The sequence below is a fragment of the Paenibacillus sp. ALE3 genome (assembly GCF_054113405.1).
Genome location: NZ_CM134214.1, coordinates 5,186,612 through 5,203,873 on the forward strand (window position 1 = coordinate 5,186,612; position 17,262 = coordinate 5,203,873).

The following is a 17,262-nucleotide window of genomic DNA, read 5'->3' on the forward strand; positions in this document are numbered from 1 at the left end:
AGAACATCAACTATGGAAGGAGGTGGCATGATGACCGATACTACCGGGCGATCCTCCAAGCGTAAACCGCTTTGGCTTCGATGCTTTCAAGGGCTGATGTCTCTCACGATTCTGACGGTCATCGCCGCCTGCATTCTGCTCGCCTATTTGTACACAACCAGCCTTCCGCTCGCCGATACAGACCGGAATTCACGTCTGCTCGATAGTCAGGGGCAAGTCATTGCTACCTTCTCTGCCGGAGGAAAGGAATCTATTCCTGTCCAGCTTGATCACATTTCGCCCGATTTAATAGCAGCTACACTGGCTGTGGAAGACCGGAAGTTTTACGATCATTTTGGCTTTGATTTCAAAGGTCTGGGCCGGGCAGTAATCGTTAATTTGACCCGCTGGGATATGTCACAGGGGGCCAGCACGCTGACTCAGCAGCTTGCGCGCAATCTGTACTTATCTCACGAGAAAACGTGGACGCGTAAGGCCAAGGAAGCCATCTATACTGCACAGCTGGAAATGAAGTATTCCAAGGATGAGCTGCTGCAAATGTATTTAAATGAAATTTACTATGGTCATGGCGCCTATGGCATTGAGGCGGCCTCGCAAATGTATTTCGGTAAATCCGCAAAGGATCTGGATTTGGCCGAAAGCGCCCTATTGGCAGGTATTCCGAAAGGTCCGACCTACTATTCGCCATATAATCATATGAAAAACGCAAAGGATCGGCAGAAAATTGTACTGGACTCCATGGCACTCATCGGTAAAATTACACCGGCTGAAGCCAGCAAGGCCTATGAGGAAATACTGGCCCTGCGGCCCGAGAGCCAGCGTCGGACAGTGGAAGCTGCTCCCTGGTTTCGCGATTATGTTCGCCAGCTAGCGACTCATCAATTTGGGATTAGCGAAGCGGTGCTTGAGCATGGCGGGCTGAGCATTTATACGACGCTGGACATGCACATGCAGCAGGCAGCCGAGGCGGCTGTCAATGAGGGCATGAAGAACAGCAACGGACTGGAAACTGCACTAATCTCCATGGACCCGCGCAATGGACATGTCAAGGCCATGGTCGGCGGAACGAACTATGTCGGGAATCAATACAACCATGCACTGGCCACAACCCGGCAGCCAGGCTCGTCTTTCAAGCCGATTATGTATCTCAGCGCGCTGGATTCCGGCCAATTGACGAGTACGTCCAAATTCGAAAGCCGACCGACGTTGTTCCACTACGACAACAACCGCAAAACTTATAAGCCCAAAAATTTTGGAGATAAATATTTGGGCGAAATAGATCTGCGGCGCGCCATTGCGGCGTCTGATAATATTTATGCCGTCAGCACCATTCTGCAGGTAGGAGCGGATAAGGTCATGGACCTCGCCAGCAAAATGGGCATTACGAGCGAGCTCAAGCCCGTGCCTTCGCTGGCGTTGGGCGTGTCGCCCGTCAGCCCGTTCGAGATGGCCTCGGCCTTCTCGGTCATCAGCAGTGGCGGGCAAAAGGTAGCTCCGGTGGCGGTGCTGCGCATCACCGATGCGGCTGGGCGATCGCTGTACGAAGCGCCGCAAGCCGCACCCGTTCAGGTGGTGAAGCCCGCCTCTGCCTATGTCCTCACACGCCTCATGGAAGGCGTGTTCGAAGAAGGCGGCACCGGCAACCGAGTCGCGAAGTTGATCAAGCGCCCGGTTGCCGGCAAAAGCGGCACGACCAATACGGACGCGTGGATGGTCGGCTTCACCCCCGAGCTATCGACCGCTGTTTGGGTCGGATATGACAAGGGCAAGGCCATCAGCACGCAGGATGCCCGGCGGGCGGCACCAATTTTCGCACAATATACGGAAAAAGCGCTGGAAAATGTGCCGCCCAAAATATTCCCGATCCCTGACGGCGTAGTCAGCGCCTATATTGATCCGGCTAGCGGCAAGCTGGCTGCGCCGGACAGTCCCGACAAGCGGCTGGAGGTATTCGTTAGCGGTACCGAGCCGAAAGAGACCCTATCGGGGCAGAATAACCCACAGGCATCGACACCTACTGACCAAGCGGAACGACAGGCCGAAAAAAAATCCTGGTGGGGCAATTTTAAGCGATGGTGGATGGAGTAATAGCAAAAAAAGACTGGAAAACGCCATGATGCGCTCTCCCAGTCTTTTTTATCTCTACTTCAATTATCTTATTCGCCCATTTTAGCTCTTTGCCAGTGCCATCAGCCATTACACAGTTAAGCCCCGTTCTTTCCTAAAGCTGCGCTATTACCAAAAACAGCTAAATGACTCAATACGGTTGGTGTCTACACCATAGTAAAACCAAAAGCGGCCACTCCACCGAAAACCTGCTACGGATGTTCTGCCTACAAAGACAGGGTACATCCAGAAGCGCTCTCCGTTCGTCAGCCATACAAACGTGTTGCGGTACAAACAACCGAAAATGGCTCCAGGGTCAACCGCATAGGCCGAAACTAGCGGTTTCGGTGGCGTAAATTGCGGTGGTGGGGAAGTTGGTGCTTGAGCTTGCTGCCCACCTTGCGGACCGAACGGCCCTTGCGGCGGCGGGGAGAACGGCTGTGGCGAAAAGGGGCCTGGGCCTGGTGGCGGACCTACCGGAGACGGGAACGAATCCTGTATATCAGGAAATTGTGGAATTGAAGGACCCGACGGTGTGAATGGACCCGGAGTACCCGGTTGCGTTCCGAAAGGAACTTGTGGCAGTAAAGACATGTGTTTCACTCCTTGTGTTCTAGGCTGATGTATCCTATGCGGGACATCAGCCCGTGGACTGGGCGAATCCCCATATCGCCGCCAAACTCCGTCATTTCGTCCTTTTATACCAAAATTTCTTATATCTCGCCCCGATTAACTCCCCGTCTGGACATGCTCCAGCTCAATTTCATGCACCATTTTAATCTCGATTCGTTTCCTGAGCTCATCATACTGTTTCAGCAGCCGGTGCTTATACCCTAAATTGTCGTTCATCCAGCCTATAATAGAGTCATCCTTATGCTCCGTGGACCAGCTAAACAAATCGCTATAGATTTGAGCAAATGATTCCTCGTTACGGCGAGCGAACCGGATCGGTTGAACTCTATAGCTGAGCTTCAGTTCCAACATTTCATACAACACTTCCAAACGGTACTCCAAGTCCTGTACACCTGCTTTGGATGCATCGTAGCTTTTTATATCCTGAATAAGCTCTCTAAAGGTCAACCCTACATGCTGCATAGCAATATAAGACCACACACAACTTCCCGTAGCTGTTCCATGAGCCTCCCAAAGCGGATTCCACAAAATAGACCGAATTGTATCCTTCTGCTCTTCTCCAAACAAAGCAATTCCAGCAATAATCCCCGCATTACAGTCTACGGAAGCATGTCGCTCTCCCCAATGCACCAATCGTGGAATCATATCTTCAGTAGTACATTTAAAGCTTAGTAGGGGTAAGAATTCATCAAACAGATGCTGATCCACTGCTTGTTCCAATTCAGTCGCCAGTCGTTCACGAAACGATTCGCATGGAAGATGTACGAGCCCCAAACAAGCATCCACAGATGCTGCCCCATATGGCCCATTCACCCATGCGACGAGATCAGCCGCAGCTTCCACATAATCCAAATAACCTAACACATGCAGCACACCATCAGGTATATGTTCCGAGGATGTCTGATTTCGAACATAACGCTCGTACATATCCTGCGCCAAAGCAACATCTCCGCATCTCATGATCGGCTGAAGAAGCAGCCCCCTAATATAATGATGAGGATCTTCTACAAAAAGCCTATATAACTCCCAGGCATCCTTCACGGTTCCATATTGGGCAACTACATCCGTATAGGCAGAAATGATGCTGGCATCCACTTTATTGCCTGAGCCCAACATATCAATAATCCTTGCTGTCGCGTCTATCATCCAGTTTTCCCCTTTCTCAGTTATGCCTATCTTTCTTTATGAAGTACTTCTCTAATCGTGAATATTTCTATTATAAAAGAGAAAAAATGTTATCATCTATAATCCACTCAAGGGAGCTGATCTGATGCAGGATTCTAGTTCAAAAATCACAACTTTCTTCATGTTTCCCGGTCAAGCAGAGGAAGCCATGCAATATTATACCTCTGTATTTAAGCCGTCTGGTATCATGAGTATTTTTCATCAGGAAGATGGGACCGTGTTACATGCCGTATTCAACCTCAAAGGGCAAACCTTTATGGCCATAGACTATAACCATCAGGACAAACACCCTTTTACCCCAGCCCTATCGCTATTCGTCACTTGTGATTCGGAAGAAGAAATCTATCGTGTGTTTGGTCAGCTGTCTCAGGAAGGCCGAGTTTTAATGCCCCTTGAAGCCTCGCCCGTAAGCCAACAATTTGGCTGGGTAGAAGACAAGTATGGAGTTTCATGGCAATTGAATTTAGCAAAAGGGTAACCGACTATTTTACTTAGCAATACACTCCTTCATCTTTTTTTGGTACTATTACATGTAGTAGGTGCTAATAAAAGGATGTGTGTTTATTGTATACCGCCGATTGTGAAAAATGTTTTGGTTTATGCTGTGTTGCCTTGCCTTATGCCAAATCTGCTGATTTTGCCTTTAACAAGGATGGAGGAACTCCCTGTCAACACCTAAATGTGGAATATCGCTGTGACATTCATAAAAACCTAAGAAATAACGGCTTGCGAGGCTGTACAGTATATGATTGCTTTGGGGCAGGTCAAAAAATATCCCAAGTTGTATACAACGGAAAAAGCTGGCGAGACAATCCGGCAATAGCTGATGAAATGTTCAATCTATTTCCCATCATGCAACAGCTTCATGAAATGCTGTATTACCTAAACGAAGCCCTTAGCTTAAAAGAAACTCACTCCATTTATACCGAGTTACATAAAGCGATGGAAAAAACCGAGCAGCTTACGGATCAAGCTCCAAAATCCCTTATAGATCTTCATGTACCCACCCATAGGGCGTTAGTCAATGATTTACTTGTACAAACAAGTGAGTTAGTGCGAGAAAAATTCAAGAAAAACATGGAGAACCATAAACTCAGTAAAAAAATCAAGAATAGAGACCTTATCGGGGCCAATTTAAGAGGCGTTAATCTGAGAGGTGCCAACCTGAGAGGCGTTCTACTGATTGCTGCTGACCTACGTGAGGCTGATTTGAGCATGACTGACCTTATCGGTGCAGATTTTAGAGATGCTGACTTAAGTGGGGCTAATCTGGAAGGAAGTATCTTTCTTACACAAGCGCAGTTAAATTCGGCTAAAGGCAATAGCAAAACCAAACTGCCCCCTTCTCTAAGCTTTCCCAGCCATTGGCTAAATTAGATTTTATCCTAAAGCAACATTGCTTACCTATATGAAAAAGAAGTAGACCGCCCTCGACAAGGTACCGATCTACTTCTGAATTTTACTGTTTACTCCGTCATTCTACTCATCCGCTGGATGCTGCTCTGTAGTGCTTTCCTGATAAAAACAGACTTGTTCCTTACATCCATAATGAATAGTAGATCCAGTATCCTCATAATAACCCACATCTTCGAAATCTGCGGGCTTTGTGGCCTCAATTAGATTCAACAAGTCCTGCGCGACTTCTTCTATAGAATCTTTCTCGGTGTCCCCTCCTATAGCCGGACCGCCTGGTCCTTCGTATGCAGTCAATATCCAGCTTTGTCCAGTCGAATTTGTTGCCTTAATTATGTACCCATATGCCTCTTCGAAATTCTGCGATGTCCTTTGAGGCTGTCCGAATAAAGTAATTAGCGCTCCTCTAAACTGAGCAACAGTCTCCTCTTCTAGCGATGTAGCATGAAGAATATTGGATGTCATCAATGCAGCCTTTGGATCATTAACTTTTTTATAACTATATTTCGATACATACTTCTCGCCTGAATACTTTTTACTTTGTGGGGTTGATTCCTGTTGATCCAATATTATTGGGTTTTGTTTAGAAGTATTCAGTAGCAAGCCACACACAATCGCAAGAAGGATCACCGCAACTGCTAAATATTTATTAATTGCACTCCCTCCTTACTCCCTAAAAACTATTTGGCTATGGATACATCTTAAATACACTTATACCTTTTCGTTAAGAGATTCTTCTAGTCTCCGGCTTAAGGCTGCATACTGCTCTGCATTGGTGTCTGAAAATGCTTCTTCCCGGTTAGAGTGTACATGCTGATACTGTGGAAGGCTTAAAAATTGCGACTTTGTAAAATCTATAATGTCCTCACCGATTCGGTTGTAATAATGCCAGCCGCTATCCAGCCAGGTCTTCAAAATATCACCACCAAGCCTGTCCTGAACGACAAGCGCTGTGACTCCACATTGTCCGGCTGCAGGATTATTAGCTGTCCATTTAGAGCTAGACTCCAAAGACCAAGCCTGAAACAATGCCTTTTCTAATTTTAAATAACGGTTTGCATTCAATATGCGTCTCCCCTTTCGAAACCATTCTGCACTTATAGTGAACGCGCCTTACTTATTTCCACCCATATTCCACACTCTGTGAGTCTTGGCTTCTGCTTCATTCAGTTCTAGCAAATACTTCTAGCTTCAAGTCCTCGTCCAGATATGTCTGTTCCAGCACGTCCAGCCAATCATCCAGATGCTCATGGCTTAATACACGTTCCTGAAGACGTGGATCAGTATACACCTGCAACTGTTTACGCTCAGCCAAGGGCTGAATGGTTCGCACGGCCCGTTTCCATGGACTGGACACAATACATTCCACACCTACATTCTCCATAAAATCAGCCAACTGCTCAGCTTGTCGGTTACCTTCATCGGTGAGTCGGGCATCTGGTTCCTGTCCAGTTGCTTGGGCATGTCTAACAAAATAAATTTTCTTCACGTCATCGCTCCTAACCGTCACACAAATGTAGTATTCTATATATTTACAAATAATTGTTTTTATGCTATAATATAGGTTTACATACTTGGATTTCATGATAAGATTCCTTTGTATTACATCAACTCTTATGGGAGGGATTCGATGCAATTAGACAAAGGAATACACATGCTCCAGGTTTCTGCTAATATCATGGGAAGTATAGAGAGCATTCACCCCACTTTAATGTGGGACGAAGACAATATGATTTTAGTTGATACAGCTTACCCCGGGCAACTCTCCCTTTTAAATGAAGCTATTCTGGATACCGGATTAGCAATCCATAAACTTACCTCCATATTAATAACACACCAGGATCTTGACCATATTGGCAGTTTAGCAGATATAATCCAGGCTTCTTCCTCCCTAGTTCAAGTATTAGCCAGTTCTATCGAAAAGCCTTATATACAGGGAGAAAAACAGCTTATAAAGCTAACCCCAGAAGCAATAGATCAAGCTGTAAGCTCCATGCCTGAATCCGTTCCGGTAGAGTGGAGACATGCATTCCGGCGTACACTTGAAAATCCCCCAAAGGCAATTGTAAACTCCACCATCGTTGCCGGAGAGGAATTGCCCTTCTGTGGGGGGATCTTAGTTATAGATACTGCTGGTCATACACCAGGACACCTAAGTTTCTATCATAAATCCAGTCAAACCCTGATTGCAGGAGATGCTCTACGTGTAGTAAGCGGCAAATTACTGGCTCCAGACCCGCAATACTGCTGTGATTTCAATATCGCCAAAGAATCTCTTAAAAACCTGCTGCCATATGATATTAAAAAAGTGATTTGTTTTCATGGAGGGCTATACGAAGGCAATTGTAATCAGCGGATATCTGAAATATGTGAATCCTAGCTTTTGTTCACATGTTCATACCAGTCCCTTGACCAGTCAGTGAATTATCTAAAGAAAAGACTAACCAAGAATTCCTGGTTAGTCTTTTCTGAATGAAAGCTAGGCTTTTAAATGAACCCTTAGTACAGGTACATCTGAAGTAGCAGATGAGCTTTCTAATATCTCCACATGACTGATCATATCTTGCCCGTCTGGAACGATTACTGGAGTAATTACAGGTAATCCACCCTGTTGAATCGCATCCAGATCAAACTCCATCAATAATTGTCCAGCTTTAATGCTATCTCCTACTTTGACATGAGGGTTAAACCCCTGCCCTTTGAGAGAGACGGTATTAATCCCGACATGTATCAAAACTTGTACGCCAGATTCATGTTCAATAATCAGAGCGTGTTTGCTTTTCTCCATGACATGGGCAACTTTTCCCGCGAAAGGAGCGGTGACCCTACCCTCAGATGGATGAATAGCGATACCATCCCCCATAGCTTTTGTAGAGAACGCAGGATCTGGAACCTCTTCTAGAGAAACCACTTTTCCTTTAATTGGCGCTACCATGTCGAATTCTTCAATACGGGAAGCCGCCTTCTTTTTCAACCATTTAAACATAACGATGCCACCTTATTTAGAGATTACATTCATAAACAGCGATAGGAAAAAACTATATCCTTTCAGGAACCGGTTCCACGAATTCATTAAATAAAAACCGGAGTGAAACCGATTTCTATTTGAATTATAGTGAATGCCTTTCCATGATGTCAAGGCGATGATGTTCATAACTTACATGAAAAAGAAGTAAACCGACCCCAACCAAGGTATCGGTCTACTTCTGAACCTTACTGCCGACTGCTCTTTAAGCAGTTGTATACTGTTAACGCTAGGCTTACCCTTCCAGCGCCTGCTTCAATTCCTCAGGCGAAGCGTCCCACCATTCCTCGTTATGCGAAATTAGCAGGCTTTTGAGCGCTGCTTTATCTTCGCTGCCGAGATCATCCAGCATGAAACGGCGCTTGAGTGCATAATCCATACGGTTAACATGATCGGCAAGAATTTTCCAGCCGCGTTTGGCTTCGTCGTCAATCAGCATCTCGCAGGCCGTCGCGCCACCGTACATACGTCCTTCAGGCGTACGGTCCACAGCTACCCATACCAGCCATACCTGGCGTCCGTTCGGTACGTCTTCTTTATTCGTAGAGAACTTGATTCCACGTTCTACTTTACTTTTGGCATGCATGGCACCGATATCAATTTTTGCCTCTCCTCGGTCAATGATGACCGGGGACATGCTGTTCAGGTCGATTGAGCCTGCGCCGAAGCCCTTATGTTTACTCTTGCCACTGACAATATTCAGTGCAATCTGCTTTTTGCCGTCCGGCTGATTTTCACTCATGCGTCACTAGGCCTCCAATTTCCGTCTTCACACTCATTCTACACTATAAATATTTTAACTAATAATCTCGCGAAAGCAAACATATACATGCTGTAGATGCTTGTCAACGGGAGGTATCCATTGTATGACCCCAGCACGCTCCAAAATCGTTTTATTGTCTACACTAGCCCTCGGACTCCTCGCAGGGACGTTATGGTTTGCCTGGCAACCCCAATCGCAATCCGCCCCTCAGTCTGCAGGCAAACCACTATACGGCTCCGAGTCTGAATCTGCGCTTGCGCCAGATATGGGCAAGCCTCTAGGGGCCAACATCATGCCCGACCTGCCCAAGAACCCTCCACAGCCCGCTTCGGAAATTCTCAGCAAACGGGTGGTGGAGTATCACATTGATGTATCTCTGGAAAAAGGACGGGTTTTGCGAGGCACTGAGACACTGACCTGGAAACATCCAGGCAAGAAAACTGTGAATGATCTGTATCTTCATCTATACCCGAATGCCTTCTCTTCTATGGAAACCACCTTTATGAAAGAATCCGGGGGAAAGCTGCGCGGAGACACCATGCCCAAGGACGGCTTTGGCTCCATGACGCTGACCGAACTAAAAACAGAAGATGGTTTATCTCTCATGCACCGTACTCAATATGTACAACCAGATGACGGTAACGCAAGGGACCGTTCGCTCATGAAGGTACGTCTGCCCAAGCCAGTACGAGGTGGCGAAGAAATCACACTATATATGAAGTTTGAAGTCAAACTGCCTGGCATTTTTGCTCGTATGGGTGCGACAGATGATTTTGTAATGGCTGGACAGTGGTTTCCAAAGCTCAGCGTCTATGAGACTGCAGGACAACGTGGACGCGCCGACGAGGGCTGGAACCTCCATCAGTATCATGGCAACTCCGAGTTCTATGCCGATTTTGGAATTTACAGTATACGGATTCGGGTGCCTGAAACACACATCGTAGCAGCGACCGGGTTTCCCACCCGTGGTGCAGTACGACAGAACGGCCAGAAAATATATCAATTTTATGCCGATGATGTACACGATTTTGCCTGGTCTGCTTCACCCAACTTTGTAGCCGTAGAAGAACCCTTTTCTTCTACTGAAGTTCCTGGTGTCAAAATCAAGCTCTATCTAGACCCTTCCCATAAGGAACTCAAAGGACGTTACATGAGCGCAGCCAAGGCCGCCCTTTCGTACTACAGCAAATGGTACGGGCCTTATCCATATTCCACTCTATCGATCGTCGTTCCACCCAAAACAGGCAGTGGAGCCGGCGGCATGGAATATCCGACACTCATCACGGCCGCAGCTGCGGACCAACTGAATCCCGGCTATAATCTGGAACGGACGCTGGTTCATGAGATTGGGCATCAATATTTCTACGGAATGGTAGCCAATAATGAATTTGAGGAGCCCTGGCTGGATGAAGGCTTCACCTCCTATGCAGAAGAACGGCTCATGGAGCAAGAATATGGGCTTATCCCCAACTTGCCATTACAATCCGGACAGGTAGCTTCTCCACAGCCCCTAAACCGCGAATCCTGGAAGTACGGATCGTCGGCTGAGTATGCACAAAATGCCTACTCACGAGGCAAGCTGGTACTACGAGGTATTGAACGTCAGGTGGGTACGAAAAAAATGGACCGGATTATGCGAACCTATGTCCAGACCTACCGATTCAAGCATCCGACCTCACAGGATTTTCAGCGTGTCGTGGAGAGGGTGACTGGACGCTCATGGAGCCACTATTTTGAACAATATGTATATGACGGCCAGATGGCGGACTTTTCTGTCGATCGCATCACGAACCGCAAGTTGGAGAATGGATATGAAGCAGTCGTGACGCTCAGCAAAAAAGGAGCAGATTATCCCAAGATCCCTGTTCAATTTACCTTCAAGGATGGCACCACAATATTTAAGGCATGGGACGGTACGGGCAAAAGTACATCTTTCCGACTCAAAAGCACCTCTCCCGTGTCCTATGTGACGGTTGATCCTCTATACACTATTGCACTGGAGAACAAGCATATTAATAATAGCCTGAAGGCTGAATTGGACGAAAAGCAACAAACCCGTTGGAGTGTGAGTGTAACCAAGCTGTTGGAGACACTGCTTGGAAGTCTGTCATGGTGAGGTGTCTATAGATGCGGACTGTTTTAAAAGAAGGCTGGGCGCTAGTGCGCATACGCTTTTATATCGTTATCATTTTATTTTTGTATCGTCTGCTGTGGGGAGTATTTCTCTATCGGCTGGTACAGTCGGCCGTTGTCCCGCTGCTGCTGCGTTATCCTGATCAGAGCCAAAACGAGCTGGGAAAGACCTTGTTTTGGATGGAGGGGCAGATCGCCTTGATGGACAGCCAGGAAGTACATGTGTATTTATGGATACTATTAGGGGCGACCGTATTGCGCGTCCTAATCACTCCCTTCATTAGAGCTGGCATATATCAAAGCCTGTATACCGATGCGTCTGAACCGCAAAGCCTGTCCTTCTTCAAGGGGATGAAACGTCACGGTATGTCATCTCTGTTGTATTACATCATCGAGTTGGGTTTGCTGCTGCTTCCCGCCTTCTGGGTGGTACCGAGACTCTATCCTATTGTAGCAGGGACGCTGCAATCTTCCTCTTACCTGCTGCATTTGTTGCCCTATGCCATTGGGTGGGTGGCTTACGGTTGGTTCATTCGGCAGTGCATCCTGTATATGCAACTGGGCACGGTCAGTGGTCACGCCATACTATCGTCCCTGCTCGCCTTCTTTCGCCAGCTTCTTCCGGCTGTAAGCGTATCTCTCTTGCTTGGTGCTTGTGTGCTGCTGGTCTTCGGTCTATTTGGCACCGTAGCGATGATTTGGACTGGTATGTTGGCGCTAATTCTCCAGCAATCGTATCATTTTGTTACCAGTCTGGTCAGGCTGTGGCATATCAGTTCGCAGTATCGTCTATGGCACATCGATATCTCCAGCAGAGGCTAATCCCTCTCTTTATGCTTTCTCCTGCATTTTTAGCTGTCGAAAAAACTTTTTTCTTTCCCGTGCAAACGGCACATAACTGAATACTGTTAACAGAATCTGTTCCTAGGGCGTTAGGAACAGATTTTTTTTGTAACTTTTTGCGATGAAACATTTGCCAAAGCCTGCTGTCTTTGTTACAATAATCGCAGTGAACTGATAGTAACAACTTTGTAATCTTTATTGTAACCTTTATCTTAAAAACATCGTTGTCGTGAATACTGCTCTCCAAGGTGCACATCTTAAGTTAAGCCTAATTCCTGGCACCTAGGAAGCGGGGGAACCAGTTTGGGTGAATTGATCTCGCAACAGAGTGGTCATAGGGGAACCTTCTACCGAATCCTTAAGCTAACCTCGCAGGCAATGGAAGGGGTATATTTTTTTTGAAGAAGAAGCTAACGATCGCAGCCATGGGTCTCGCCATTGCCTTTACATCTTTTACATTCGGTGGCAGCAGTGCATTTGCAGACTCTAAGATGGACCAGGTCATCCAAGATGCCAAAGGAACGAACTATAGAAGCGGAGGTACTACACTCGAGGGATTCGATTGCTCCGGCTTCACAATGTATGTATTCAACAAACTGGGAATTAAACTGCCGCATCAATCTGGATCACAATTCAAAATGGGAGCTTCTGTATCCCGCGATGAAATGAGACCAGGCGACCTGGTGTTCTTCAACACCACAGGAAGAGGCGTTTCCCATGTAGGTATCTTCGTAGGTGAAGGGAAATTCGCCCACTCCTCGACTTCACGTGGTGTAGTAGTTAGCTCACTGAACGAAAATTATTACGCTAACCGTTATGTCGGTGCAAAAAGAATTATGAGCACAGACGCTTACCATTCTGTAGCTTCAGATATTCCTGATGACGACAACGTAGAATAACTACCGCACAGCAAGCTAACCCTAGCCGCAATTTGATTCTGGCCGGAATCGAATTGCGGTTTTTTATGTCCACTACATCAGTAATTATTATCATTACTGACGAACCGACACCTCAAAAGGTTTCAGTTTTAGCGAACATCGTCGGTTTTACCGCCACCGCTGGGGGAGCATATGAGCAGTAAATCCTTCTTATTGAATGTATACCCGACTTAGGTACGAAATAAACACGCTTGCCATTCTCCTACAACTTGTCTACAATCTGTGGTTAATGATTGAAGTATCTGCATAAGGAGGAATGGAAAAGTGCCGGCCTCAATATCCAACTACCGGATTGTACCGATGGACGAGCATCAAGCGGCTGAAATCTGTGAGTGGCGCTATGATCCCCCCTACAACATATACGGCTGGCTTCCCTGGGAACAAATGAAGGCACTTGAAGTCGAATTTGGAAGTCCCACGCTTCGCCAAGAGCAATATGTTGCCGTACTGGACGAAGAGAATGAGCTGACGGGATTTGCTCAATATTTTCCTATGGTCGGTGTGACCCGGCTGGGTCTTGGAATGCATCCCGAAAGATGCGGACATGGCACAGGCTCCGATTTTGTCCGGGCCATTGCCGAGGAAGCCAGACGACGTCATCCGCAGAATGAAATTGACCTAGAGGTTCTCACTTGGAATCAGCGGGCTATCCGAGCCTACAAGGCAGCTGGATTTGAGCTGACGGATACCTATGAACGCCAGACTCCAGATGGCAGAAAGCCGTTCCATTGTATGGTATATCGTCCTGAACAACAGAATCGGGTTCTATAAATAAGAGCGCCTTCACTATACAACCGCGATGTTGTATAGCGAAGGCGCTCTTCATATATACGACAGATCATTACAAACTCAATGACTGCTGCGCATTTTTTCGAAAGCTTCATTATATTGTTGGGCTTCCTTAATATCTACAGCCATAATACCGCCATCGTCCCAGGAGGTCAAACGCAGAGTCACGGTCTTGTAATCAATCGTAATAAATGGATGGTGATTAAATGCCTCAGATATAGCGGCAACTTCATCCACGAAGGCAATTCCTTTCATAAAACTGGAAAAATTATATTTCCGAACGATCCAACGTCCTTCCTCCAGTTCCCAGCCCTCCAGCTTCTCCAGATGTGCTTCAATCTCTTCTTGTGTAAAAGGCATGTTACGAACTCCTCCCCGTTTATACGGAAGCCTTTCAGCCGCTTAAATGCGGCCAAAACTACGATATATTGGTGTACATATTACCACGGCCCCGTTGATAAATCCATAAGACGGCCATCAAATCAATGGGACCGACGTCAGCTCCTCATCCCCGATGAGTACATAGATCCGGTGCTGCTCCGGCTCATAAATCACAACGCCGCTGCCTACAGTGATTACGGGCTCCGTACCCAGTGCATAAAATAGGTCTTCTGCCAAAGCTTCATTGACTTCCTGACGCCCCATCGGGTTCAGCCTGTCCCAATCTTCTGCTTCCATTTCAAAAAATCCATAGCTATCTGGAATGCGTCCCACAGCCTCTGTCAAATCGTTCAAAATTTGTTCATACTCGCGCCCATGCTTTACTCCCATGCTATTTCCTCCAATGGTTCAGCGATTCAATACATAATCACTTTATTATACCGGAAATTGGCCCTTAACAAAAAAGAGAGTTTTGTCGATAAATACTATAATCCGTCTCATAATGACGCGCTTGGGGCAAGGACGACCCATGCGGCATGAAAGGATTCAAAATCTATTCTCATGGATGAGGTGTATCATGCAAATTACAACCATTATTGGACTTGTGCTCGGGCTTTTGTCACTGGTCGTCGGGATGATCCTGAAGGGCGCGCCAGTCGTCAATCTGGTCAATAATCCCGCTGCTTACATGATTATTTTCGTCGGAACAGCAGCAAGTATATTCATGGCGTTTCCGATGGATGACATGAAACGGGTGCCAAAGCTGTTTAAAATTATTTTTACCCAGCAGAAATTGCTGGATCGCAAGGAGCTTATCGGTACATTTACCGAATGGGCATCCATTACCCGTCGTGAAGGTCTGCTCGCGCTGGAATCCAAGGTCGAAGAGATCGACGATCCCTTTATGCGCGGCGGTATGCGAATGATTATCGATGGTAATGATCAGGAGTTCGTACGCGATGTTCTGATGGAAGACATTAACGCTACCGAAGATAGACACCGCGCTGGCGCACTGATTTTCTCCCAAGCCGGTATGTACGCTCCAACACTCGGGGTACTTGGTGCGGTTGTAGGTCTGATCGCCGCTCTGGCCGACCTTAGTGACATGGAAAAACTGTCCCATGCCATTGCAGCCGCTTTTATTGCAACGTTGCTCGGTATTTTTACAGGTTATGTCCTATGGCATCCAATGTCCAACAAGCTGAAACGGCTATCCAAAAAAGAAGTGGAACTTAAGTTAATGATGGTCGAAGGTCTGCTTTCCATTCAATCCGGTATCTCGACGATTGCCATCAGCCAGAAGCTAGCAATCTTCCTAACTCCAACCGAACGGGCTTCGATGACCCAGAAGGATGGCGATTCCAGTGAGTAAAAAGAGACATGAACCGCATGAAGAGCATGCTGACGAAAGCTGGCTGTTGCCATATTCCGACTTAATGACCCTTCTGTTGGCTCTTTTCATTGTCTTATTCGGTATGAGCTCGCTCGATGCCAAAAAATTTGAAACTATGGCTCAATCCCTGAGTTCAGCTTTTAGTGGCGGTACTGGCGTGCTGGATCACTCAGCCGCGAATCCGTCGTCACAATCCATGGATATGGGCAAAAATAAAGAAGAGGTATCACAACCCTTAAAATCGAAAGCCACTTCTACCTCTGATCTGCAAAAGCAACTCGCCCAGCGGGAAGAAGAAGATTTAAAGAAGCTTAAAAAGCAAATGGATCAGTATATTCAAAATAACGGCCTGTCCACCCTACTGAACACCAAGCTGAACCAATCCCAGCTGATGATCACCATTAGTGATAATGCCCTGTTTTCATCCGGGCAGGCCGAAGTAAAGCCAGAAGCGAGAAAGCTGGCCAAATCCATTTCCAGCATGCTCCAACAGTTTCCTGGTTATGACGTTATCGTATCAGGTCATACGGACAATGTACCTATTTCCAATAGTCAGTTTCCGTCCAACTTTGATTTGAGTGCCAAGCGTTCGCTCAATTTCTTGCGTATTTTGTTGCTCAATCCGCAGCTTGATCCTACCAAGTTTGTATCCATCGGATATGGCGAGTATCGACCATTGGCAGGCAATCAAACTGGAGCAGGACGTGCCAAAAACCGTCGTGTCGAAATTTCCGTTCTTCGCAAATATCAGAACGGTACACAAGTTATTAGTCCTACCTCAAGCTCGAATGAAGGTTGATCATGAATATGTTATATGAACAAAGGCACCGCCGCATTTTTTATGCAGCTGGTGCCTTTTACTTTAGGGATTTCTGTTCTCTAGCCCTGTCATATACGAGGGACAAGCGCTGTAGGCTATAAGAAGGCCTCTGGCATTAGCTAAGTGTATAATCAAGCATCTGGCCCAGTTCCTGCTTTTCAGCCTCTGTTAAATCACGCCAGGCGCCTTTCTGAAGGGATCCTAAACGAATATTCATAATTCGCAGGCGCTGCAGTTTCTTAACTTCATAACCGAAGGCAGCACACATACGTCGGATCTGACGATTTTTCCCTTCTGTCAGGATAATACGGAATACATACTCAGATACACGTGTTACTTCACAGGGCAGCGTTCGATGACCGAGTATCTTTACACCGCTGGACATCCCCTGCACAAAGGATGGTGTGACTGGACGATCCACTGTTACGATATACTCTTTTTCATGCTTGCCTTCTGCCCGTAAGATCTTATTCACAATGTCCCCATCATTGGTTAATAAAATGAGACCTTCCGAATCCTTATCCAGGCGTCCAATTGGAAATATCCGCTGCGGGTGCCCCACAAAATCGACAATATTGCCTCTAATGTGGCTCTCTGTCGTGCTTGTAATGCCCACTGGCTTGTTCAATGCAATATAGACGTGATCGGACTTATCGCGCAGTGGCTTGCCGTTCACACGGACGTCATCGCCTTCCTCCGCTTGACTCCCCAGCACGGCCACTTCGCCGTTAATCGTCACGCGGCCGCTCTCTACCAGCTTGTCCGCCTCCCGGCGCGAGCAAAAGCCAGTTTCGCTGATAAATTTGTTAATGCGCAACCTGTGTACCCTCCATTTCTACG

General features: G+C 46.8%; 20 protein-coding genes and 1 riboswitch. Of the genes, 10 read left to right on the forward strand and 10 right to left on the reverse strand.

Annotation, left to right across the window (positions count from 1 at the left end; genetic code table 11):
* The first annotated feature begins 30 nt into the window (after positions 1-30).
* Positions 31-2,088 carry a transglycosylase domain-containing protein gene (locus ACXHJ2_RS23315; protein ID WP_058831461.1) on the forward strand — a complete coding sequence of 686 codons (2,058 nt, stop codon included), beginning with the start codon at positions 31-33 and terminating at the stop codon, positions 2,086-2,088.
* Positions 2,089-2,235: 147 nt separating this feature from the next.
* Here ACXHJ2_RS23315 and ACXHJ2_RS23320 read toward each other — a convergent pair whose 3' ends face one another.
* A complete protein-coding gene (locus ACXHJ2_RS23320; protein WP_014599361.1) occupies positions 2,236-2,700 on the reverse strand; it encodes a hypothetical protein in 465 nt (154 codons plus the stop codon).
* A 135-nt stretch (positions 2,701-2,835) separates the two neighbouring features.
* Complete coding sequence (locus ACXHJ2_RS23325) at positions 2,836-3,885, reverse strand: hypothetical protein (RefSeq protein WP_165084137.1); 1,050 nt, start codon at positions 3,883-3,885, stop codon at positions 2,836-2,838.
* Positions 3,886-4,009: 124 nt separating this feature from the next.
* Between ACXHJ2_RS23325 and ACXHJ2_RS23330 the strand changes: the two genes are divergently transcribed.
* Both ACXHJ2_RS23330 and ACXHJ2_RS23335 read left to right on the forward strand, forming a co-directional pair.
* A complete protein-coding gene (locus ACXHJ2_RS23330; RefSeq protein ID WP_165084139.1) occupies positions 4,010-4,402 on the forward strand; it encodes a VOC family protein in 393 nt (130 codons plus the stop codon).
* An 86-nt stretch (positions 4,403-4,488) separates the two neighbouring features.
* Positions 4,489-5,301 (forward strand): pentapeptide repeat-containing protein, encoded by an 813-nt coding sequence (locus tag ACXHJ2_RS23335; RefSeq protein WP_165084141.1) that lies wholly within the window; start codon positions 4,489-4,491, stop codon positions 5,299-5,301.
* A gap of 102 nt (positions 5,302-5,403) precedes the next feature.
* Here the strand turns inward: ACXHJ2_RS23335 and ACXHJ2_RS23340 are convergent, their stop codons facing one another.
* From ACXHJ2_RS23340 to ACXHJ2_RS23350, 3 genes are all read right to left on the reverse strand, one after another.
* Positions 5,404-5,904: a hypothetical protein gene (locus ACXHJ2_RS23340; RefSeq protein ID WP_457874378.1), complete on the reverse strand. Its 501-nt coding sequence runs from the start codon at positions 5,902-5,904 to the stop codon at positions 5,404-5,406.
* Between the two features lie 144 nt (positions 5,905-6,048).
* On the reverse strand, positions 6,049-6,402 hold the full coding sequence (locus ACXHJ2_RS23345; RefSeq protein WP_165084145.1) for a YunG family protein: 354 nt from the start codon (positions 6,400-6,402) through the stop codon (positions 6,049-6,051).
* A 97-nt stretch (positions 6,403-6,499) separates the two neighbouring features.
* Complete coding sequence (locus tag ACXHJ2_RS23350) at positions 6,500-6,826, reverse strand: histidine phosphatase family protein (RefSeq protein WP_238791146.1); 327 nt, start codon at positions 6,824-6,826, stop codon at positions 6,500-6,502.
* Positions 6,827-6,967: 141 nt separating this feature from the next.
* Here ACXHJ2_RS23350 and ACXHJ2_RS23355 point away from each other — a divergent pair, with 141 nt between their 5' ends.
* Positions 6,968-7,717 carry an MBL fold metallo-hydrolase gene (locus ACXHJ2_RS23355; RefSeq protein WP_165084147.1) on the forward strand — a complete coding sequence of 250 codons (750 nt, stop codon included), beginning with the start codon at positions 6,968-6,970 and terminating at the stop codon, positions 7,715-7,717.
* A 99-nt stretch (positions 7,718-7,816) separates the two neighbouring features.
* Here ACXHJ2_RS23355 and ACXHJ2_RS23360 read toward each other — a convergent pair whose 3' ends face one another.
* Together ACXHJ2_RS23360 and ACXHJ2_RS23365 are read right to left on the reverse strand one after the other, a co-directional pair.
* Entirely contained in the window at positions 7,817-8,323 is a 507-nt protein-coding gene (locus tag ACXHJ2_RS23360) for a PTS sugar transporter subunit IIA (protein ID WP_165084149.1), read from the reverse strand.
* Positions 8,324-8,597: 274 nt separating this feature from the next.
* Positions 8,598-9,104, reverse strand: a complete 507-nt coding sequence (locus ACXHJ2_RS23365) for a YwhD family protein (protein ID WP_013368743.1) — start codon at positions 9,102-9,104, stop codon at positions 8,598-8,600.
* A 124-nt stretch (positions 9,105-9,228) separates the two neighbouring features.
* Between ACXHJ2_RS23365 and ACXHJ2_RS23370 the strand changes: the two genes are divergently transcribed.
* From ACXHJ2_RS23370 to ACXHJ2_RS23385, 4 genes are all read left to right on the forward strand, one after another.
* Entirely contained in the window at positions 9,229-11,241 is a 2,013-nt protein-coding gene (locus ACXHJ2_RS23370; protein ID WP_165084151.1) for a M1 family metallopeptidase, read from the forward strand.
* Between the two features lie 11 nt (positions 11,242-11,252).
* On the forward strand, positions 11,253-12,080 hold the full coding sequence (locus tag ACXHJ2_RS23375) for a hypothetical protein (protein ID WP_165084152.1): 828 nt from the start codon (positions 11,253-11,255) through the stop codon (positions 12,078-12,080).
* 276 nt (positions 12,081-12,356) lie between these two features.
* Positions 12,357-12,494: riboswitch (cyclic di-AMP (ydaO/yuaA leader) on the forward strand.
* A gap of 5 nt (positions 12,495-12,499) precedes the next feature.
* Positions 12,500-13,000 carry a C40 family peptidase gene (locus tag ACXHJ2_RS23380; protein ID WP_013368740.1) on the forward strand — a complete coding sequence of 167 codons (501 nt, stop codon included), beginning with the start codon at positions 12,500-12,502 and terminating at the stop codon, positions 12,998-13,000.
* A gap of 303 nt (positions 13,001-13,303) precedes the next feature.
* On the forward strand, positions 13,304-13,810 hold the full coding sequence (locus ACXHJ2_RS23385; protein ID WP_016818545.1) for a GNAT family N-acetyltransferase: 507 nt from the start codon (positions 13,304-13,306) through the stop codon (positions 13,808-13,810).
* A 78-nt stretch (positions 13,811-13,888) separates the two neighbouring features.
* On the opposite strand, the gene ACXHJ2_RS23390 is transcribed toward ACXHJ2_RS23385, so the two are convergent.
* Positions 13,889-14,188: a 4a-hydroxytetrahydrobiopterin dehydratase gene (locus ACXHJ2_RS23390; RefSeq protein WP_007428083.1), complete on the reverse strand. Its 300-nt coding sequence runs from the start codon at positions 14,186-14,188 to the stop codon at positions 13,889-13,891.
* A 117-nt stretch (positions 14,189-14,305) separates the two neighbouring features.
* The gene (locus ACXHJ2_RS23395) at positions 14,306-14,599 is read right to left on the reverse strand and encodes a hypothetical protein (protein ID WP_165084153.1); all 294 of its coding nucleotides are present in this window, start codon (positions 14,597-14,599) and stop codon (positions 14,306-14,308) included.
* A 187-nt stretch (positions 14,600-14,786) separates the two neighbouring features.
* On the opposite strand from ACXHJ2_RS23395, the gene motA reads away from it, so the two are divergent.
* A complete protein-coding gene (gene motA, locus ACXHJ2_RS23400; protein ID WP_013368736.1) occupies positions 14,787-15,581 on the forward strand; it encodes a flagellar motor stator protein MotA in 795 nt (264 codons plus the stop codon).
* Positions 15,574-16,401: a flagellar motor protein MotB gene (motB, locus tag ACXHJ2_RS23405; protein WP_013368735.1), complete on the forward strand. Its 828-nt coding sequence runs from the start codon at positions 15,574-15,576 to the stop codon at positions 16,399-16,401. Before motA ends, motB begins: the two co-directional genes overlap by 8 nt.
* Before the next feature lie 136 nt (positions 16,402-16,537).
* Here motB and rluF read toward each other — a convergent pair whose 3' ends face one another.
* On the reverse strand, positions 16,538-17,239 hold the full coding sequence (rluF, locus tag ACXHJ2_RS23410) for a 23S rRNA pseudouridine(2604) synthase RluF (RefSeq protein WP_013368734.1): 702 nt from the start codon (positions 17,237-17,239) through the stop codon (positions 16,538-16,540).
* Positions 17,240-17,262: the final 23 nt, after the last annotated feature.